We start from the raw sequence: 17517 nt of genomic DNA, 5'->3' as shown, positions 1-17517 counted from the left end.
ACGTCGCCGCACTGAATGGCGAGACTTGAAGCTCAGAGTGCTGCGCCGCCGCTTATCAGCTGCTGACCAGGCCGTCGAACGGCTGGAATGCTTGCTGTATGGCGGCGCGTTCGCTCATTCGCCTGAACCAGGCTTGAATGTTGAGTCGTTCTGGTGGATTGGACCAAGGCGTCACGCTGCCGACGGTCGCCATGAAGCCGTAGAGCAGGATGTCGGCCAACATCACATTGTTGCCGCAGATAAAGTCTCGCCCCGCGAGATCTCTATCGAGTTGGTCTAGTCCCTGCTCAGCGAGCTTGCGCATCGAGGTTTGAGCCTCGGGCATCAGCACCCGGTGACCACGATAGAAGGCGGCTGCATCGTCAGTGCCTCGCCACCAGGTGGTTATCGGCTCTGCAATCTCGAGGTCGACGCGCCGGGTCCACATCCGTGTTAGGGCTCGCTCTTCGGCTGTCTCCCCGAGTAGTGACCGGCCCCCCTTGGCTACCTCGTCAAGGTACTCACAGATGGCAGTGATTTCTGTTAGGACGCGGCCGTCATCGAGGCGCAATGCAGGTACCTCGCCGCGCGCGTTGATCTCATCCTTGTAAGTCTTGCCCCTGTTTTCGAGATTGGCAAGGTCGATGGTTTCTACATCCAAATTAAGGCCACCGCGCTCAAGGACGAAAAGCCTAACGGTTACGGGATTGGGGCCGGGGGCGTTTGCGTCATAAAGAATCATGGTTGTTCTCTGCTGGTTGTTGGCATCTGGGGATGCCGGATTGCACGGATGTATTTAAGGGGGCAGGGGATCAGACGAATTGCCAATCCGGATTGAGCATTTCCTTCAGCGGAGCGTGCCTACTATTTCCAGCTGCCTCCAAGGGCGAGAAATAGGTTAATCTGGTCCAGCGAGATCTGCGCGTCGGTGTCGGCTACCGCTGCCTCGGCAGAGGCTAGAGTGCGATCAGCATCCAGGCTGGTCAGGTAAGGCACGCGACCGCCACGGAATAGCGCACGGTTTTGCTCAGCGGCATTGCGGGCTTCTGCAAGTGCAGCCCGCAACGCGGCCTGATGGTCGAGTCTCTGCGCATAGTTGTTTAGTGCGGTTTGGGTGTCGCGCAGCGCATTCAAGACAGTTTGGTCAAACTGCGCTAGAGCAGCATCGGCGCCTGCTTCGGTGGCACGCAAACGGGCCTGGGCACCGCGGGTGGGAAAAGTCCACGAGATCAGCGGGCCGAACGACCACTCTCGCGTTGGTGCCTTGCCGAAGCCGTCAAGCAGGCCGGCGGCTCCAACCGAGGCACCCAACTTCACATCCGGATATAGCTCGGCGGTAGCTACGCCAATACGGGCGGTGGCACCAGCCAGCCTTCGCTCGGCTGCGCGGACGTCGGGTCGCCGTTGCAAGAGGGCCATGCCATCGCCCAGTGGGATCGGTCGCCCAAGCACTGGCGCTTCCCCGCAATGATCGACGCCACTGGGAAGATCGCCCGGCGTATGTCCGAGCAGTGCCGACAGCGCATACTGCGCGTTCTTTTTGCGGGCGCGCAGCAGTGGCAGACGGGCCCTCAGCAAGTCTGCCTGGGCCTTAGCGCGGCTCAGGTCTGTAGGGGCGCCACGGCCCGTGCTGTGTAGGCGTTGCGTTAGATTCGCGACGCGCAGTTGCAGATCCAGCGAGCGCTGAGCAATACTCAGCTCATGGGTTGCGTGGCAACTGTCCATATAGGTGCGAGCGACTTCGGCAACTACATGCATACGCGCCAGATCCAGCGCGGCCTCGCTTGCCTGGGTGTCGGCGAGAGCTGCTTCGGCGGAACGTCTAAACTTGCCAAACAGATCGACTTCATAAGAGGCGCTAAGCGCTGCGTCGGCGAGATTGACGACCGGTAGCTTCTCAGATAATAGAAAAGTCTCGGCCGAGAGCTGCGCACGCTGCACGGCAGCCACGGCGTGATAGCCGAAGCCGCCGGCATGTTTGGCTTGGTCATATATGGCATTGGCTCGGCTCAAATTAGCATTGGCTGTGCGCAGGCCAGCGTTCGTGGCCAGCGCCTGGCTAATCAACTGGCTGAGCAGTGGGTCGTCATAGAGCTTCCACCAGTCGTCTGCCACTGTATGACCTGCATCGACGCCCTTGGCGCCATCTATGTCGACGAACGCTGCCTGGGCTTTTGGCAGGTTGACCAAGGCCTTGTCAGGTACGCGGTAGTCTGGACCGACGGTCATGCAGGCGGACAGCGAGCACATTGCCGCACCCAACGAGATTTTGCACAGCCTCTTCAAGGTTTGCTCCGAATCGGCTCGACATGGGTGTCAGTCGCCACGGCTGCCGCCGTGGCGAGGATAGTCACGCTAGCGGTGCGACCTGCGGTCAGTCGCATCTCGGGTGGAGGCTGATCGATCGCGATACGCACCGGGATGCGCTGAGCCAGCCGTATCCAGTTGAACGTCGGATTGATACTCGGTAGCAGGTTAGGACCGGAGGAACGGTCTCGGTCTTCAATAGCGGCTGCAATGCTGCGCACATGACCGTGTAGCACCTGCTCTTCGCCCATCACGTGGATGCGTACCGGCCGCCCCACTTGCACGCTACGTAGCTTGGTCTCCTCGAAATAGCTGTCAACATAGAACGAACCTGAGTCGACCACTGAGAGCACCGGCCTACCCGCCGTGACGTAATCGCCCACGCGCACAGATCGGTCGTTGAGGAAGCCGTCGACTGGACTGTACACGGTGGTGCGTTCCAGGTTGAGCCGGGCAATGCCGACCGCCGACTCGGCGATGGTCAGGGCGGCCTGCGCTTGTTCCACCTTTGACTGGCCTTCCTCCACCACTTCCTGCGCTACCAGCTCCCGCAACTGGTGGTTACGTGCAGCCGCGCGGCGCAGCTGCACTAGGCTGGTACGACGTTCGAGCAACGTCGCCTCCGCCTGCTTCAGGGCTATCATAAAGCGAGCCTGGTCGATCACGAACAGCGGCTGGCCGCGTCGCACCAGTTGGTTGTCGTCGACTTTGACCTCAGTGATTGGACCCGTCACATCCGGCGCTACTTGCACCACATCCGCACGGATGCGCGCATCGCGGGTCCATGGGTCGTCGTAATAGTAGCTCCACACATGCTTGAGCACGACAAGGGAGACCGCTACGGCAAGCAGGGTGAACACGATCGGTCCTTGCGACCTCAAGACATTCTTCACGATTGCATCCAATGCATAAGAGAAATGAGCATGCCGAGCACGGCAATGTACATGGCTAGGTTGAACAGCGCTGGGTGCCAAATCCAGCGATAAAGGCCGGTCCTGGTCAGCCACGAGCGCAGCGCGCCTTTCAGGGCATAAGCCAGAAGCATGAGGCCGAGTAGGGTGGGAATGAAGACGCCGTAGAGATTAAATTCGCCGTACATCTGCTCAGACCACGCTGGATTGGAGGACGTCAGAAACAGGGACAGTTTTCGCGGCGTCCTCGTCCGCCTGCGGTCCGGGAAACAATGCCAAGTACAGGTTGCTCAGAGCGAGAGCGCAGTCGCGACCGGTCTTCTCACCACGTGATAGAAGCGTAGGTATCACCGCGTCCATCCGCTGCCGTAACGAGACAGGGGGCGTTAAGGGCAGTCCTTCCTCACGGCATTGGCGAAAGTAGTCGCCAACGCCCTGAACGATATTGACGAGTTGAGTAGCAGCAGGATCTTCTGTCCGCAACTGGATTTGCTGTAGTTCGATCAGGGACAAACAGATTCGTATATCTCGCACGGGATCGACCGGTGAGAATTTCTGATTCACTATCAACCCCAGTCGAGGTAGCAACTGACTGGCGCGATCTAGCGTCAAGGCGGCGATGTCAGACACGGCCTTGGTACTTGACGCGTAAGCCAGCGCTTCCAGGTCGCGCCAATTCGCCCGAGTAAGGCGGCGCGCCGCGAATTCAACTCCGAATGGCTTAGTGACCAAAGTCCAGACCAGCGCAAAGACCACCCCAAGCAAATTTCCCAAACTTGCGTTGGCAAAACTCTCGAAGTCGGCTGTATAGGAACTTCGCAGAGTCAGGTTAGTAATGGCTTGGGCGGAGAACAATACGACCGTCATTGTGTGCTGGGGTCGGCCGGTAAAGGCAGCGGCAAAGAGAAGCGGGGGAGCCAGTACCAAGGCCAGACCGACAAATGTATGAATGTCCGGGAGGATGGCAAACAGGTAGACCAGCGAAAAGATGCTGGATGCGATCGCCAAAAAGAGTACGCTGTTCAACAGCGGTATAGGCTCATCTGAAGCTGCAAAGAAGCAGCAGACAATTGCGACGGATACGACGCCGCCAGCGCCCGACTCCCAGCCGAGATTCAGCCAGCACAGAATGGCTATCGCAGTTGCCACGGCTGCGGAGATGGCGGAGAACGCCATCAATCCATAGTCACTATGACGTGCTTCGCTGAGCAGCTTGTGCGTCTTGTAGCGCAAAGTATCGTGGTGAACCGGGTCGTTGCCGGCATATGCGTTCTGCAGCTCCCAGCAGTCTTTCCAAAGATCAACCAGCTCATCAAGTCTGTATAGCGCGTTGTATATCAACAGTTCTTCGACCGAGTGCGGAAGGGGGAGTGCGGATCTGAACTGCTCAATTTTTTCGTGCAAATCTTTGTGGGAATGGGCGTTCCCACGGTCGATATCGTGAATCCATTGCACTACGCTTGCGACCAGCGAGGCTATGTCTTCAGATCCATCGCAATTTTTTTGTACGAGAATAAACAGGGGATCGAACAAGGCTGTTAGCTGAGGAATCAACATGGCCATTCTTAGGCGCATTTGACGGGCGTGTTCGGCTTGTACGTTGGTGCCAGGGTCGAAAGATAGGTGGGTGATTAGCACATCAATAGCTGCTACATCTGCCATCAATCGATGACGCACAGGGGTCAACGTCGGGTGCGCTCGACGAATATCGAGGAATTCTCGCGCCCAGTCTGCCGCATCCTTCAACATGGTTCGCATCTGTGAGCCGAGAATAGGAGAGATGCGGGTTGGAAACAGGGATGTATTGACGACTGTGGCGCAAACGATGCCTAGTAGGATTTCCTCTGAACGAGCCAATGCGATGTCGAAGACTATCTCCGGATGCATGAAAGCGGGGATGCCGATGATCGGAGTCGTATATGCCGCCAACATAAATACATAACTTCGCGGCGTTCGATCTAGCAAAGACAGGTATAGCAGGCTACCTGTCCAGCAGGCGATAACCACCGTCAGCAACATAGGGACATCCGGGCACGCCTGAATCAACGCCACCGCTGCTACGGCGCCAAGGAGTGTCCCGCAGATTCTATAAGCCGATCTGGAACTGGTGGCGCCAGAAAGAGGGTTGGACACCAGATAGACGGATGCAACTGCCCAATAGGGATTGGGGAGCGAGAGCTCGAGCGCGACATAGAGCGCGAGCATCGCGGCGAAGAGTGTTTTGGCTGAGTATAACCACTCGCGCCAATTCGGAGGATTCATGGCCTAGCTTGCTGTAGTCATTCAATGGCCCACGAATATGCGAGTTCAATCCTCCGTCAATCACTAACTTGGATCTACCGATATACGCGAATTCGTTGCTTGCAAGAAATACGATGAGATGCGAAATCTATCCTCTGACAACCTGCCAATGACTATGAAGCAGTCCATCGCGCGCTACCTGCGGTACACACCCCCCTGCTTTGCAGATGGGAAGTTGTATGCGTTGTACTTATTGCTTCCCTTCGCCTGGACTGGGGTTGCGCAAATACAGCATGCATTGCGAGGAGCCGGCGGGATAAAACGCAAGCTATTTTGGGCAGCTACGACAGACAATGTCGCAGCTGCCCGCTTGCGAGAGTCTCTTGTTCAGGCTTTCACACTGCCCTGCGCTGCGCTGGAGACGGTCTCCCATTCGGACCACGTGGCCAGGCGCTCGGCATAGCGTTGACGAACGATAGGCAATGGCATGCTGCCAAGGAAGAGCCGCAGTGGCGGCTTATCCGCATCAACCAACTTGAGAATGGCATCCCCCGTAGCCTTCGGGTCCCCAAGCGACGCTCCGGCAAACGCAGCCGCAAGTTGCGAGCGGATGCCGCCATATTCCGGCAGATGCGTCGTATGAATCGAGGAAGCGCCTGCCCAGTCGGTTGCGTAGGAGCCAGGTTCGATCAGCGTAACCTTGATGCCTTGCCCAGCGACTTCCTGTGACAGGCTTTCGTTCAGGGCTTCCAGCGCCCACTTGGACGCATGGTAAAGCCCGAGGGTGGGGAAGGCGACGATGCCGCCAATACTTGACACCGACAGGATGTGACCGCCCCCTTGTTGGCGCAGCCGCGGCAGCGCGGCTTGGATTACCCAAAGCGCACCGAAGACATTCGTTTCAATTTGAGCGCGTGCTTCAGCTTCACTAGTCTCTTCGATGGCACCAAACAGGCCGTAGCCGGCATTGTTGACAACAACGTCCAACCGCCCAAAGTGAGTGTGAGCGCGCTCGACGGCCGCAAACACTCCAGCTCTATCAGTGACATCGAGTTTCAGTGGCAGCACTGCGCTGCCATAGGCCTTGGCAAGACCCGTAAGGCTATCAGCGCTGCGTGCTGTTGCTACGACCTTGTCGCCACGACTAAGCGCGGCTTCAGCCCACACGCGGCCGAAGCCGCGCGAGGCGCCTGTAATGAACCAGACCTTTGGGGCCATGAAATGCTCTCCGGAAACGTCGAAATATGCTGAATGACAGTGTATGACGGAGTACAGAATACTGTCATACGAACGCATGGCGTATAAGGGTTTTCACTTAGACACTTGCCGGGACTCTCAGTCGTAGCCCAGCGCAGGGCACGCTGGGCCGCCTCACTTTGTCGTTACAGCGGCCAAGGAGACAAGAGAAGGAGAAAGGAGTGTGCAAGCCCGGCGTTTGAGGCGGCCCCGCGGGGTGGGGAGGGGGATGAAGCGCCATCTAGCGGCTTGCGTGCCTGCCGCTCTTAGTGAAAACCCTTATACGCGGCCAGCTCATCAGACAGTATTCTGCACACCGTCATACAAACTTTTGTGCATGGAGAGATAAGTGGTCTTTGACGCACATGAAATGCGAATCAAGCCAACGGTGCTCGTGCGCGAGAAGGTGGTTGAGGTCCTCCGGCAGGCCATCCGGAATGGGGTGCTGCAGCCGGGTCGCCGGCTTACTGAACGCGAGTTGACAGAGTTGACCGGCGTCAGCCGCACCTCGGTACGGGAAGCCTTGCGTCATCTACAGGCGGAACGGCTAGTCGAGGCTTCATCGAGCCGTGGACTGCGCGTGGTGGTGCCAACAGAGGATGAGGTGCGGCATATCTACGAGGTTCGAGCGGAACTCGAGCCTCTCGTAGTGGCGCTATTCGCTCAGCGGGCGTCACAGAAGGAGATCGACGCACTGCTGGATATTAGAAGGCAGCCAACTGACTCTTGGGATGGCCTCCAGCGATTCGATGAGCTATTGCTGACTGGATCCTCGAATCCGGTCCTGAGAGAAATTCTTAACGGCTTGTACACCCGAATTCACGCTTTACGGCAGATCTCGATCTCAATACCGGGTCGCTGCGCGGTCTCTAAGCAGGAGTTCGACGAGGTCGTGGCAGCTATTGAACGACGCTGCCCGGAGGATGCCGCGAAAGCCGCACGGCGTCATGTAAAGGCTGCCCAGGCGGCCGCGTTCATCGCGCTAAAAATGCTGCACGACTCGGTCTGATTTCGAGAAGCGCAGTCGCATCAAATAGGGACCTCTTATCGCTACTGAGGCTCTTTATAGCTACGAGCAAAGCACCCAAGGAGAGTGTATGGATACGACCACGATTGACTTGCCAATTCCCGATTTGTCGAACCCGGAAACGTTTGTGCCGGGTGTGCCGCACGAAGCGTTTGACAGAGTCAGGGCAATGCCGGGCCTCTATTGGCAGCCTGCTGCGCAGGGTACGCTGACTGGTGGTTTTTGGGCCGTCACCCGTCATGCGGACATCATTGAGATAGAGCGGGACCCGGAGGCATTCACTTCCACGAAAGGATTCTTCTTTCCGGGCGCCGTTGAAAACATCTCGGAAGTTCCAGAGCTTAGATCGAACATCATGCTCAACGATCCGCCGACGCAAACTCGACTGCGCAAGGCGGCAGCCCGCTCATTCGCTCCGCGAGTGGTGGCGCAATTCGACGAGTGGGTTCGCGAGATCGTCGTTGAGGTGATCGAGGATATCGTTGCCAAGGGCGAATTCGACTGGGTGGCCGATGTCGCTGCGATTATCCCGTCGCGCGTCGTGGCGAGAGTCATCGGGGTGCCGTTCGAAGAGCGCCAGAAAATCGTGGAATGGACCAACCGAATCTTCCACGCGTCGACGGTGCCCGACAATTTCAAGTCGGTGCTGGAGGCCAGTGCACCGGTTCATGTCTACATGGAGGAACTCCGTCCCAGGAAGCTGCGCGATCCCAAGGAGGACATGGGAACCATTCTTGCCCAGTGCGTTGAACGAGGTGAGATTTCGGAGGATGAGTGTTGCATTTACCTGTCCCTCCTTTGCGTCGCTGGCTTCGAGACCACGCATACGGCAATCGCGCAATCCATGCGCATGATCGTGGAAAGCCCGGAGATCGCCGAAATCGTAAACCAGACTGTGGCCGCGGGTGGCGTGAACGCGCTTATCGAAGAGTTCCTGCGTTACATCACTCCGGCGATGAACATGGCGCGCACGGCGACGCGGGACCTCGAGTTCCGGGGGCAACAAATTCGCAAGGGCGACATGATGCAGCTCTACTTCACCGCGGCCAACCGCGATCCGGCGATTTTCTCCGAGCCGCATCAATTCAATCCGGCACGCGTCAGGAACGAACACATCACGTTTGGCAGTGGCGCGCATCACTGCATCGGCAATGCACTTGCTCGCCTGGAAATGCGCATCCTCTTCGAGGAACTACATAAGAGAAAGATTTCGTTCAAGTCGAATGGAAATCCCAAGCGCGGCTGGAGCACCTTTATCAATCAGCTTTTCGAACTTCCCCTGGCGGTAGTGCGATAAGAATCGGGAGGCAGAGAATGTCACGAAACCTGAAAGATGCGGTCGTCGTCGTGACTGGTGGCGCAACCGGAATCGGGCAGGCACTCGCTTGCGAGGCTGCAGAGCGCGGCGGGCGTCTGATGATCGCCGATCTCGATGACGCAAGCCAGACCCTGGAGTTGCTCCGCGGCAAAGGCGCTACGGCCGAGTGGGTGCGGACGGACACGTCGGACTACGCCGACGTGCAGCGCTTGGCGGCCGCGACCATCGAGCGGTTTGGCATGGTCAACGTCCTGTGCAACAACGCGGGTATCGCAGCTCTTGGCGGCCTTCAGGAGGTGGATCCTGCGGCAGCGAAGAAAGTCTTGGACGTCAATGTGCTGGGTCTTTTCAACGGCATTCATGTCTTTGCGCCGTTGCTAAAGAAGGCTGCGGAAGACGGCGGCCCCGCCTATATCCTGAACACCGGGTCGGAACATTCGCTTGGGGTGCCTCCGCATGTGGCGCCGATGAGCATCTACACCGCGAGCAAGTTTGCCGCGCTTGGTCTGACCGAGACCGCACGGCGGGATTTGGAAGGTGCTGGAATCGGCGTCTCGTTGTTCGCGCCTGGCTGGGTTCTCACCGAAAGGGTCCGGGGTCTCATCGCCTCGAACCCACAGATTGCTGCGGCAGTCGAGCCATTCGCTCAAGAGCCAGGTGAAGTAGCCAGAAAGGCGTTCGATGGTCTTCTCGAGGGAGCCCTGATTATCCCAACCAACCCTGCCAGCCGTGCATTTGCGATGGAACATGCGCGCAGCCTCATGGCAGGCGTACAGGTATTACCCATCCTCGATGATCCTGAAAGTCATGCACACGACGGAACCGGGGATCGATCGAAATGCCCAGTGGCGCATTTCTGATATGCGACGAGAACTAAGGAACTAAAAATGGCAGAACGAAGGCAAGTAGCGGTAGTCGGTGTAGGACAGACCGACTTCGGCGCTCTGTATGCGCAAAAGGACGCTCAGCGGGATCAGTACGCACTCGGTGCCGAGGCGCTGAAGCTAGCGTTGGAAGACGCTGGGTTGCGCAAGGACGAACTTGATGGCCTGCTCACTTCACGTATTGGATACGAGCATGGCGCCGACATGCTGGGTATGCCCAATCTCCGGGTGGTGAACGGCTTGGAAGGGTCCGGCCGCATGAGCGGCGTGTCATTTCAGAACGCGGTTTCTCTGATCGAGACTGGTCAGGCGGATGTGGTTGCTTGTGTCTACGGCAACAACGGGCGCTCGGTCCAGATGACCTATGGCGGTTACACGGTCAACCCCACCAGCAAGTATGACGCGATGTATGGGATGACCTCGCCCGGTGCCTACGTGGGAATGATGTATCGCCGGTACCAGCATCTGTATGGCGTGCCTGATGGCGCCCTGGCTCCAATTGCCATCAACAACCGTCGTAACGCAGTATTGAACCCGGTCGCTGTCATGCGGGAGCAGATTACGGAGGAGCAGTATATCAACTCCCGCTTTATCGCCGACCCGCTGCGTCTATACGATTACTGCATCATTAACGATGGCGGCGTCGCGGTCATCTTGACGACTCTGGAGCGAGCGAAAGACTTGCGCAAGCGTCCAGTGCGGGTTGCCGCCACGGCCGCTATGGGAAGCCTGCGCAATCACTACACCAGTCCCGACTTCTTCTACTCCGCCAGCCAGGATGTCGCGCGGCGCGTGTATGAAGCATCTGGCTACGGCCCGAGCGACATGGACTGCGTTCAGATTTACGACAATTTCACACCGACGGTCCTCTTCAGCCTCGAAGGTTTCAACTACGTGCCGCGCGGCGAAGCGTGGCAGTGGGCGACTCTCGATCGGATCGGTCTCACGGGCGAGACACCGATCAATACCGCAGGTGGCCACACAGCCGAAAGCTACATGCAGGGTTGGGGGCATCATGTGGAGGCGGTGCGGCAAATTCGGGGAGAAGCCGGCCCTCGACAAGTGGCCGACTGCAACATCGCGCAGTACATCTGCGCTTCGCCCATCGTCACGTCACACGTATTGGTTGGGGAATGAGTTGATATGGACAACGCAAAACTTATCCAAATGCTTCCAGCGATCACCGATGCCAATCGGGGCTTCTGGGAGGGCACGCTAGCTGGTCAACTTCGTCTTCAGTATGGAGACTCAGGGATTGCTCAATTTCCCGAGTACCCGGTCGACCGGGTGACGCTCAGCGACAAGCTCGAATGGCGCGCAGCAAGTGGTCGGGCAACCCTGTGGTCTTGGGTTGTGATGCACCAGCGCTACTTTGCGGCCTTTGCCGACGAAGGCCCCTACCTGGTGGCATTTGTCCAACTCGAAGAGGGCCCGTTCATGATGTCGACTATCGTGAATCCGCCGGAGCAGCTCGAGTGTGGTCTTCCACTGGAGGTGGTTTTCGAGAAGCTGAGCGAGGACCGCGCTATCCCGAAATTCAAGGTGGTGAACCAATGACTATGCAGCAGCAAGTGGAGCCGGCGATTCTCGTTGAGCACGCTGATACAGGCATTTCACGCATTACTTTTAATCGACCGAATCAGCGCAATGCGATGAACCGCGCGGCGCGAGTCGGTATCGTGAAGGCGCTTGATGAGTGCCGTGACAAGTCCAAGGTTGTCATCATCACCGGCAATGGCCCGGCCTTCTGCGCGGGCGTCGACCTGAAGGAAGGACAGGTCAGCACGGGAGATCTGGAGCTGGATAAGCGCAGCGACTGGGCCGCGGTCCAGGAGGAAATTCGCAACCACCCCGCAATCGTTATCGCGGCGGTCAATGGCTTTGCGCTGGGCGGCGGGTCGACTTTGATCAACGTTTCGGATCTGGCGATCGCGGCGAACGAGGCCAGCATTGGAATGCCCGAGATTGGTTTCGGGCTTTACCCCACGCTTGCCGGACCTGCAGCCCAACTACGTCTCAGCCCGAAGCGGGCGGCCTGGATGGTACTGACGGCCGACCGAGTTGACGGCGCAACTGCGGCCGAGTGGGGGTTGGTTAATAAGTCCGTGCCGCTGGAGAACCTCGATCAAGCGGTCACGGCGCTCGCCGAGCGCATTGCCCACTTTGATGCCACCGCGCTGGAGCTGTCGAAGAAAGCTCTTTGGAAAATTCCGGGCGAGATTTCTGAATGGACGTCGGCGATCGCCTACGGTACCGACGTTTATGCCCAGATCCAGGCCCGCAGCACGGCTCTCGCTGAAGGACTAGGCAAGTTCCGGGATGGTCAACGCAATCCGGGACAAGGGTGATGTCTACTCTGCAAGAAAAGCCACCTGTTCGGTTTCGGGTCGTTGAGATCGCATCCTCCGTCGCTGGAGCTGCGTGCGGACGGTGGTTCGCCGCGCTTGGCCACGACGTGGTGAAATGCGAGCCTTCATCTGGGGATCCGCTTCGGGCCAGGGAGTTCACATTCACGGCGTTAAACGCGGGCAAGAGCAGCGTGGTGCTGCAGCCACAAACAGACTGCGAGCAGCTTGCAGCATGGCTTTCGACTGCGGACATCCTGATCCTGGATCAGGGGCACGCTGCCTCTGCCGACCTCTCTCCCGATAGACTAAGGGAGCGCTTTCCGCATTTGGTGATGGTGTCGCTCACGGCGTTCGGTCTGGATAGCGAGTACGAAGCGGGCGCTGGCGATAGCCTGCTTGCCGAGGCCTATGGCGGATTGGCGACCATGATCGGAGAACCTGATCAGCGACCGCTCAGCCTTGGCGGGGACCAATCCGCTCACGCTGCAGCGTTCGTCGGCTTCTATGGCGCCATGCTCGGCTTACGCCGCCGCGAGGCTACGGGCTGCGGAGATTTCGTCGAAGTTGCCCAGAGCGATGTCGCTGCCTACATCGACTGGAAGAGCGATGTCACGTACCACCATGGTGACAGGGTGCCCGTACGCACGGGCTCCTCGCGCGGTGGATGGCGCGTCATCCGGGCCAAGGACGGTTGGGTCGGAGTGATCTTCTTGGCCCATCAGTGGTCCTCGTTCGTTGAGGTTATCGGCGATCCGCGTCTGATGGAGCCATGTTTTGCCGACGCCCGTCAGCGGGAAGAACGGACCGAGGAGTGGTGGTCGATCGTCGCGGAGGTGATTGGCGATCGGGAGGCATCGGAGGTCTATACCTCGGCACAGCGATTCGGTTTGCCCTTTGGGTACGCTGCCGATGCCGCGGACCTGCTGAGCTCAGAGCAACTTATTCGCCGAGGGTTCGTGCTGCCAACCGAGCGACGCCGCAGGGATGCGCCAGTGGTACGTCTGCCGGTAGCGTTGCCCGGTATGCGCGACCCATATGCTCCGGCCCCGAGCTTGGGAGAACATGGGGAGCTACCTCCCTCCTGGGCGACCGCTTCTAAGAGCGGCGATGAACCCACACGATCGTTGACCGGCCATTCAGAGAAGCCTTTGATCGCTCCGCTGAATGGACTGCTCGTCCTGGATTTCGGCGCTATCACCGCTGGCGCTGCGACGGGGCGTCTTCTGGCGGATTACGGCGCGACTGTCATCAAGATCGAATCGCATGAGCGTCCAGACCCATTTCGGCGATGGGTCAGTCCGAGCGGAAAGGGCTCTCGCGATGGAGTGGAATCGCCGGTGTTTTCGTCGAACAACGTTGGCAAGCGCGGTCTGTGTCTGGACCTGAAAACCGAGCGCGGTCGGCAGATCGTGCACCGCCTCATTCGCCGTGCCGATGTCCTCGTGGAAAATTTCCGGGTAGGCGTGACCGCACGGATGGGAATCGACTATGAAACCGTGCATCAGTTGAACCCGGAACTGGTCTACCTGTCGCTTTCGAGTCAGGGTCTCTATGGCCCGGAGTCGTCGTACAGCTCCTACGGTTCGACCCTCGACTTGCTCTCGGGACTTGCCGCTGCGACCGGTTATCCAGGCGGGCCGCCTCTTTGGTCCTCCGGAGACGTCAACTATCCCGATCAAGTCGTGTCCCTGCTAGGCGCGGCCTTGATCACGCATTCCGTGGTGACGGGGCAACGCGGTGTCCACCTGGACGTGTCGCAACGCGAAGTGGTGGCATGGACGCTGGCCGACCAGTTGGCGGAGTATACCTGGACCGGCCGTATGGCTCGGCCCGACGGGAACCGCCGGCCTGGGAGTATGCCGCACGATACCTATCCCGCTGCCGGAGCCGACGCATGGCTGGCGATCGCTTGTACGACAGAAGCCCACCGACGGGGTCTTGCGGGCCTGATACACGGACTTCCATTGGATGCTCCGGAGGCGTGGTGGCGGGACAACCAGGACACGGTCGATGCACACATTGCCAACTGGACCAGACTTCGTTTCCGGGATGAGGCGGTAGCGGTGCTGCAGCGCGCGGGTGTGCCAGCAGTGCCGGTGTCAACGGCCGCGGACCGGGCTGAGCAGCCCCGCTACCGTGAGCGCCGGCTCGCATTGCGAAGCCCTGATTGGATCAAAGGCTTTCCGATGATCATGCACGGATTCGAGCCCGCAACGCCGCCTCCGGCTCCCGCGTTGGGCGAGGATATTCAGAACTGGGACGATGATGCGATCGAGGAATTCCTTGATCGACTCGTATTGACGGGGCAATCACAGCGCGAAGATGCCGAATCGGCGCTTTTGTCCATCTAAATGCACTGGCAACACCGCTCATGAACTCAGTTCGCCAATGCCAAAAATCAGGAGATCGACATGACTCACATTACTTTCATACAGCCTGACGGCACCAAAAAAGAGGTCAATGCCACCAACGGACAGACGGTGATGCAGGCGGCCATCAGCAACCTCGTTCCTGGAGTTTTTGCCGAATGCGGTGGCGAACTCAGTTGTGCGACCTGCCACGTGTACGTGGATGAGCAGTGGGTCGGAAAAATTCCTGAAAGGTCGGGAGATGAAACCGACATGCTGGAGCTCACGTCTGAAGAGCCCACAGACGCAAGTCGCCTGTGTTGCCAGATTCAAGTGGATTCCTCAATGGAGGGCCTCATTTTGCATATCCCAAAGACTCAGAAGTTCTAAATAGATATTCCTGAGAGCTTGTTCGGTTCACTCGAATATTTAAATTTGGTGCCGAGTTGGTAGTAAATTTGTAAATGGTGAGAATCAATGGCTCAATTTGGTACACGCGGTGTTATCTACCGAGGCGGAACAAGTAAGGCTCTGCTGGTGCGGACGAGCGATCTCCCTACTCAGGTTCGCGAGGAGCTGGGCCAGTGGCTGCTTGTAGTCTATGGAAGTCCTGACCCCCGTCAGATCGACGGGATTGGTGGCGCTGATCCCCTGACCAGCAAATTTGGATTCGTGGGCCCGGCATCCCGCCCGGATGCTGATGTGGACTACACCTTCGCACAGGTTGGGATTCACAACTCCATGGTCGACTGGTCGATCATGTGTGGGAACATTCTTTCCGCAATTGGTCCCTACGCGATTGATGAGGGTCTGGTGCAGGCGGTCGAGCCGATCACGACGGTGCGCATCCACAACACCAATACGGGGAAGGTCGTTGTAGCCCGTGTCGAAGTATCCAACGGCAAGCCTAAGACGACAGGTGACACCAGCATCGACGGTGTTCCCGGGACCGGCTCGCCCATCCTGCTGGACTTCAAGTATGCGGCTGGCGCCAAATCAGGCAAGCTGCTTCCGACTGGGAACCGTCGCGACGTTGCCGAGGTGCCCGGTGTTGGACCCGTCGAGTATTCGGTGGTCGACATCGCGGGCATGCAGGTCTTCGTCAAAGCCAGCGCCTTTGGTCTCACCGGCACAGAAGATCCGCTCGCATACGAGAAGATGACTGAGGTAGGTCGCCAGATCGAATTCTTGCGACGCAAGGTTGCGGTGGATCTTGGCTTTGCGTCATCGATAGAGACGGCGAGAGCGGAAAGCCCTATGACGCCATTCAGCATTATCGTCGGCCCGCCCCAGGACTGGCAGCTCTATGGCACTCAAGAGAAGCGCTTGGCTCACAACTGCGACGTCGCTGCCCGTTGCGTCTTCGACGGAGGGATGCACAAAGCATTCCCCGGTACTGGCGCCATTCCTGCCGCCGTCGCGGCGGCAATCGAGGGAACGGTGGTCCACGACGTTGCGCGCGCAGAGGCCCACGCCGAGGGCGCCTACCGGATTGGACACCCGAGCGGGACGCTCGCTGTCGATGTCGAACTGAATGATTCAGGCGCGGGCGTCGAGGTGGAGCATGCGTCGTTGGTGAGAACTGCCCGGCGGCTCTTCGAAGGTACGGTATTTGCCGAGCCGACAAGGCTGTGGCGCGACTTCGATCCTTCGTTGGTGACAACATCAGGTGAGCACCGTGGGTACTGATACGCATGGAGTTGTCGTGGTGGGCGCCGGCCAGGCAGGGGCGGAACTGGTCGCCGCACTGCGCATGGCGGCCTATCGTGGCCCTGTCACGATGATCGGTGACGAGGCTTTTCCCCCTTACTATCGGCCGCCGCTGTCCAAGGCCTACCTTTCTGGGAAGGTCGACCTGGAAGGTCTCTATATTCGGCCAGTTGCCACATATGAGGAGCAGGGGATTGCGATGCGCGTATCCTCTCGTGCCGTCGCCATCGACAGGGACGCTCATCGAGTCTTGCTGGAGGATGGAAGCAGTCTGAGCTACGGGCGTCTGGTACTTGCTACCGGTGGCCGCGTGCGCAAACTGCAATATCCGGGGCTGGATGTGGCGCCAAACGTCCACTACCTCAGGACCATCGATGATATCAATGCCATGCGCCATCGGTTCCTGCCTGGCGCAAGGCTGGTGATTATTGGCGGCGGATATGTCGGCCTGGAAGTGGCGTCGGTCGCGCGTCAGCTCGGCTTGTCCGTCACGGTGCTGGAGGCACAGCCTCGAGTGCTGGCCCGCGTAACGGCTCCCGAAGTATCGTCCTTCTACCAGCGCATCCACGCGGAAGAGGGCGTGGATGTACGCGTGGACACTACCGTGGCCGGATTCGGATTCACCGCTGATGGTGCTGTGGCGAGTGCGGAGCTGGGAAGCGGGGAGTCGATCAGCGCCGACGTGGTGCTGATTGGCATCGGACAGGTGCCAAACGTCGAGCTGGCGCAGGCAGCGGGGCTTGTTGTCGACAATGGCATCGTCGTCGATGAGTATTGCCGTACCGCAGATCCGGACATCCTCGCAATCGGCGACTGCACCAGCCATCCTTGCAGCGAGAACGGTGGCCGCCGGCGCCTTGAATCCGCACCGAATGCATCCGAGCAGGCGCGTGTGGCAGCGGGTGCGCTGACTGGAACGCTTCAGCCTTATAACGCCATCCCCTGGTTCTGGTCGGATCAATACGACACCAAGCTTCAGACCGTCGGACTATGCGCAGGCTACGACGAAGTCGTGATTCGGGGTGAAACCGAAAAGGGCCGCTCCTTTGTTGCCTTCTATCTGAAGAACGGCGAGATCCGGGCCGCCGACGTAGTGTCAAGCCCACGGGATTTCATGTTCGCTAAGAAGTTGGTTGCGCAACGGGCCAAGGTGTCCCGCGCAACGTTGGAAGACCTGTCAATCCCGCTCAAGCAGTCACTCTGAGCAG

At 58.8% G+C, this 17517-nt stretch carries 16 protein-coding genes; 10 read left to right on the top strand and 6 right to left on the bottom strand.

Going from position 1 to position 17517, the window contains the following annotated elements; translation table 11 throughout:
* Positions 1-55: 55 nt before the first annotated feature.
* The 6 genes from J8I82_RS25105 to J8I82_RS25080 all read right to left on the bottom strand — a co-directional run bounded on the left by J8I82_RS25105 (position 56) and on the right by J8I82_RS25080 (position 6656).
* Complete coding sequence (locus tag J8I82_RS25105) at positions 56-721, bottom strand: glutathione S-transferase family protein (RefSeq protein ID WP_209761548.1); 666 nt, start codon at positions 719-721, stop codon at positions 56-58.
* A gap of 122 nt (positions 722-843) precedes the next feature.
* Positions 844-2265, bottom strand: coding sequence for an efflux transporter outer membrane subunit (locus J8I82_RS25100; RefSeq protein ID WP_245180079.1), 1422 nt, complete (start codon positions 2263-2265; stop codon positions 844-846).
* Entirely contained in the window at positions 2262-3179 is a 918-nt protein-coding gene (locus J8I82_RS25095) for an efflux RND transporter periplasmic adaptor subunit (RefSeq protein ID WP_209761547.1), read from the bottom strand. Before J8I82_RS25095 ends, J8I82_RS25100 begins: the two co-directional genes overlap by 4 nt.
* Positions 3176-3385, bottom strand: a complete 210-nt coding sequence (locus J8I82_RS25090; protein ID WP_209761546.1) for a DUF1656 domain-containing protein — start codon at positions 3383-3385, stop codon at positions 3176-3178. Before J8I82_RS25090 ends, J8I82_RS25095 begins: the two co-directional genes overlap by 4 nt.
* A gap of 4 nt (positions 3386-3389) precedes the next feature.
* On the bottom strand, positions 3390-5459 hold the full coding sequence (locus tag J8I82_RS25085; RefSeq protein ID WP_209761545.1) for an FUSC family protein: 2070 nt from the start codon (positions 5457-5459) through the stop codon (positions 3390-3392).
* 366 nt (positions 5460-5825) lie between these two features.
* Complete coding sequence (locus J8I82_RS25080) at positions 5826-6656, bottom strand: SDR family oxidoreductase (protein WP_209761544.1); 831 nt, start codon at positions 6654-6656, stop codon at positions 5826-5828.
* A gap of 367 nt (positions 6657-7023) precedes the next feature.
* Here J8I82_RS25080 and J8I82_RS25075 point away from each other — a divergent pair, with 367 nt between their 5' ends.
* The 10 genes from J8I82_RS25075 to J8I82_RS25030 all read left to right on the top strand — a co-directional run bounded on the left by J8I82_RS25075 (position 7024) and on the right by J8I82_RS25030 (position 17513).
* On the top strand, positions 7024-7683 hold the full coding sequence (locus J8I82_RS25075) for a GntR family transcriptional regulator (RefSeq protein ID WP_209761543.1): 660 nt from the start codon (positions 7024-7026) through the stop codon (positions 7681-7683).
* Between the two features lie 88 nt (positions 7684-7771).
* Positions 7772-8998 (top strand): cytochrome P450, encoded by a 1227-nt coding sequence (locus J8I82_RS25070; protein ID WP_209761542.1) that lies wholly within the window; start codon positions 7772-7774, stop codon positions 8996-8998.
* A 17-nt stretch (positions 8999-9015) separates the two neighbouring features.
* Positions 9016-9879: an SDR family NAD(P)-dependent oxidoreductase gene (locus J8I82_RS25065; protein ID WP_209761541.1), complete on the top strand. Its 864-nt coding sequence runs from the start codon at positions 9016-9018 to the stop codon at positions 9877-9879.
* A 27-nt stretch (positions 9880-9906) separates the two neighbouring features.
* On the top strand, positions 9907-11040 hold the full coding sequence (locus tag J8I82_RS25060) for a thiolase family protein (protein ID WP_209761540.1): 1134 nt from the start codon (positions 9907-9909) through the stop codon (positions 11038-11040).
* A 6-nt stretch (positions 11041-11046) separates the two neighbouring features.
* Positions 11047-11460, top strand: a complete 414-nt coding sequence (locus J8I82_RS25055) for a Zn-ribbon domain-containing OB-fold protein (protein WP_209761539.1) — start codon at positions 11047-11049, stop codon at positions 11458-11460.
* The gene (locus J8I82_RS25050) at positions 11457-12251 is read left to right on the top strand and encodes an enoyl-CoA hydratase/isomerase family protein (RefSeq protein ID WP_209761538.1); all 795 of its coding nucleotides are present in this window, start codon (positions 11457-11459) and stop codon (positions 12249-12251) included. Before J8I82_RS25055 ends, J8I82_RS25050 begins: the two co-directional genes overlap by 4 nt.
* Positions 12251-14602 (top strand): CaiB/BaiF CoA-transferase family protein, encoded by a 2352-nt coding sequence (locus tag J8I82_RS25045; protein WP_209761537.1) that lies wholly within the window; start codon positions 12251-12253, stop codon positions 14600-14602. Before J8I82_RS25050 ends, J8I82_RS25045 begins: the two co-directional genes overlap by 1 nt.
* Before the next feature lie 60 nt (positions 14603-14662).
* On the top strand, positions 14663-14989 hold the full coding sequence (locus J8I82_RS25040; protein ID WP_209761536.1) for a 2Fe-2S iron-sulfur cluster-binding protein: 327 nt from the start codon (positions 14663-14665) through the stop codon (positions 14987-14989).
* 87 nt (positions 14990-15076) lie between these two features.
* Positions 15077-16288 (top strand): PrpF domain-containing protein, encoded by a 1212-nt coding sequence (locus J8I82_RS25035; protein WP_209761535.1) that lies wholly within the window; start codon positions 15077-15079, stop codon positions 16286-16288.
* Positions 16278-17513, top strand: a complete 1236-nt coding sequence (locus tag J8I82_RS25030; RefSeq protein WP_209761534.1) for an NAD(P)/FAD-dependent oxidoreductase — start codon at positions 16278-16280, stop codon at positions 17511-17513. Before J8I82_RS25035 ends, J8I82_RS25030 begins: the two co-directional genes overlap by 11 nt.
* Positions 17514-17517: the final 4 nt, after the last annotated feature.

Source organism: Cupriavidus consociatus (assembly GCF_017814975.1).
In the GTDB taxonomy this organism is placed as follows: Bacteria; Pseudomonadota; Gammaproteobacteria; order Burkholderiales; family Burkholderiaceae; genus Cupriavidus; species Cupriavidus consociatus.
Note: the sequence above shows the minus strand (reverse complement) of the source record. Positions and strands in the feature narration are given on the sequence as shown.

Bases quoted from the DNA above. Each gene is read 5' to 3' on its own strand.
- J8I82_RS25105 (WP_209761548.1), bottom strand. From the start codon at position 721: ATGATTCTTTATGACGCAAACGCCCCCGGCCCCAATCCCGTAACCGTT.
- J8I82_RS25090 (WP_209761546.1), bottom strand. From the start codon at position 3,385: ATGTACGGCGAATTTAATCTCTACGGCGTCTTCATTCCCACCCTACTC.
- J8I82_RS25085 (WP_209761545.1), bottom strand. From the start codon at position 5,459: ATGAATCCTCCGAATTGGCGCGAGTGGTTATACTCAGCCAAAACACTC.
- J8I82_RS25080 (WP_209761544.1), bottom strand. From the start codon at position 6,656: ATGGCCCCAAAGGTCTGGTTCATTACAGGCGCCTCGCGCGGCTTCGGC.
- J8I82_RS25070 (WP_209761542.1), top strand. From the start codon at position 7,772: ATGGATACGACCACGATTGACTTGCCAATTCCCGATTTGTCGAACCCG.
- J8I82_RS25065 (WP_209761541.1), top strand. From the start codon at position 9,016: ATGTCACGAAACCTGAAAGATGCGGTCGTCGTCGTGACTGGTGGCGCA.
- J8I82_RS25060 (WP_209761540.1), top strand. From the start codon at position 9,907: ATGGCAGAACGAAGGCAAGTAGCGGTAGTCGGTGTAGGACAGACCGAC.
- J8I82_RS25055 (WP_209761539.1), top strand. From the start codon at position 11,047: ATGGACAACGCAAAACTTATCCAAATGCTTCCAGCGATCACCGATGCC.
- J8I82_RS25050 (WP_209761538.1), top strand. From the start codon at position 11,457: ATGACTATGCAGCAGCAAGTGGAGCCGGCGATTCTCGTTGAGCACGCT.
- J8I82_RS25045 (WP_209761537.1), top strand. From the start codon at position 12,251: ATGTCTACTCTGCAAGAAAAGCCACCTGTTCGGTTTCGGGTCGTTGAG.
- J8I82_RS25040 (WP_209761536.1), top strand. From the start codon at position 14,663: ATGACTCACATTACTTTCATACAGCCTGACGGCACCAAAAAAGAGGTC.
- J8I82_RS25035 (WP_209761535.1), top strand. From the start codon at position 15,077: ATGGCTCAATTTGGTACACGCGGTGTTATCTACCGAGGCGGAACAAGT.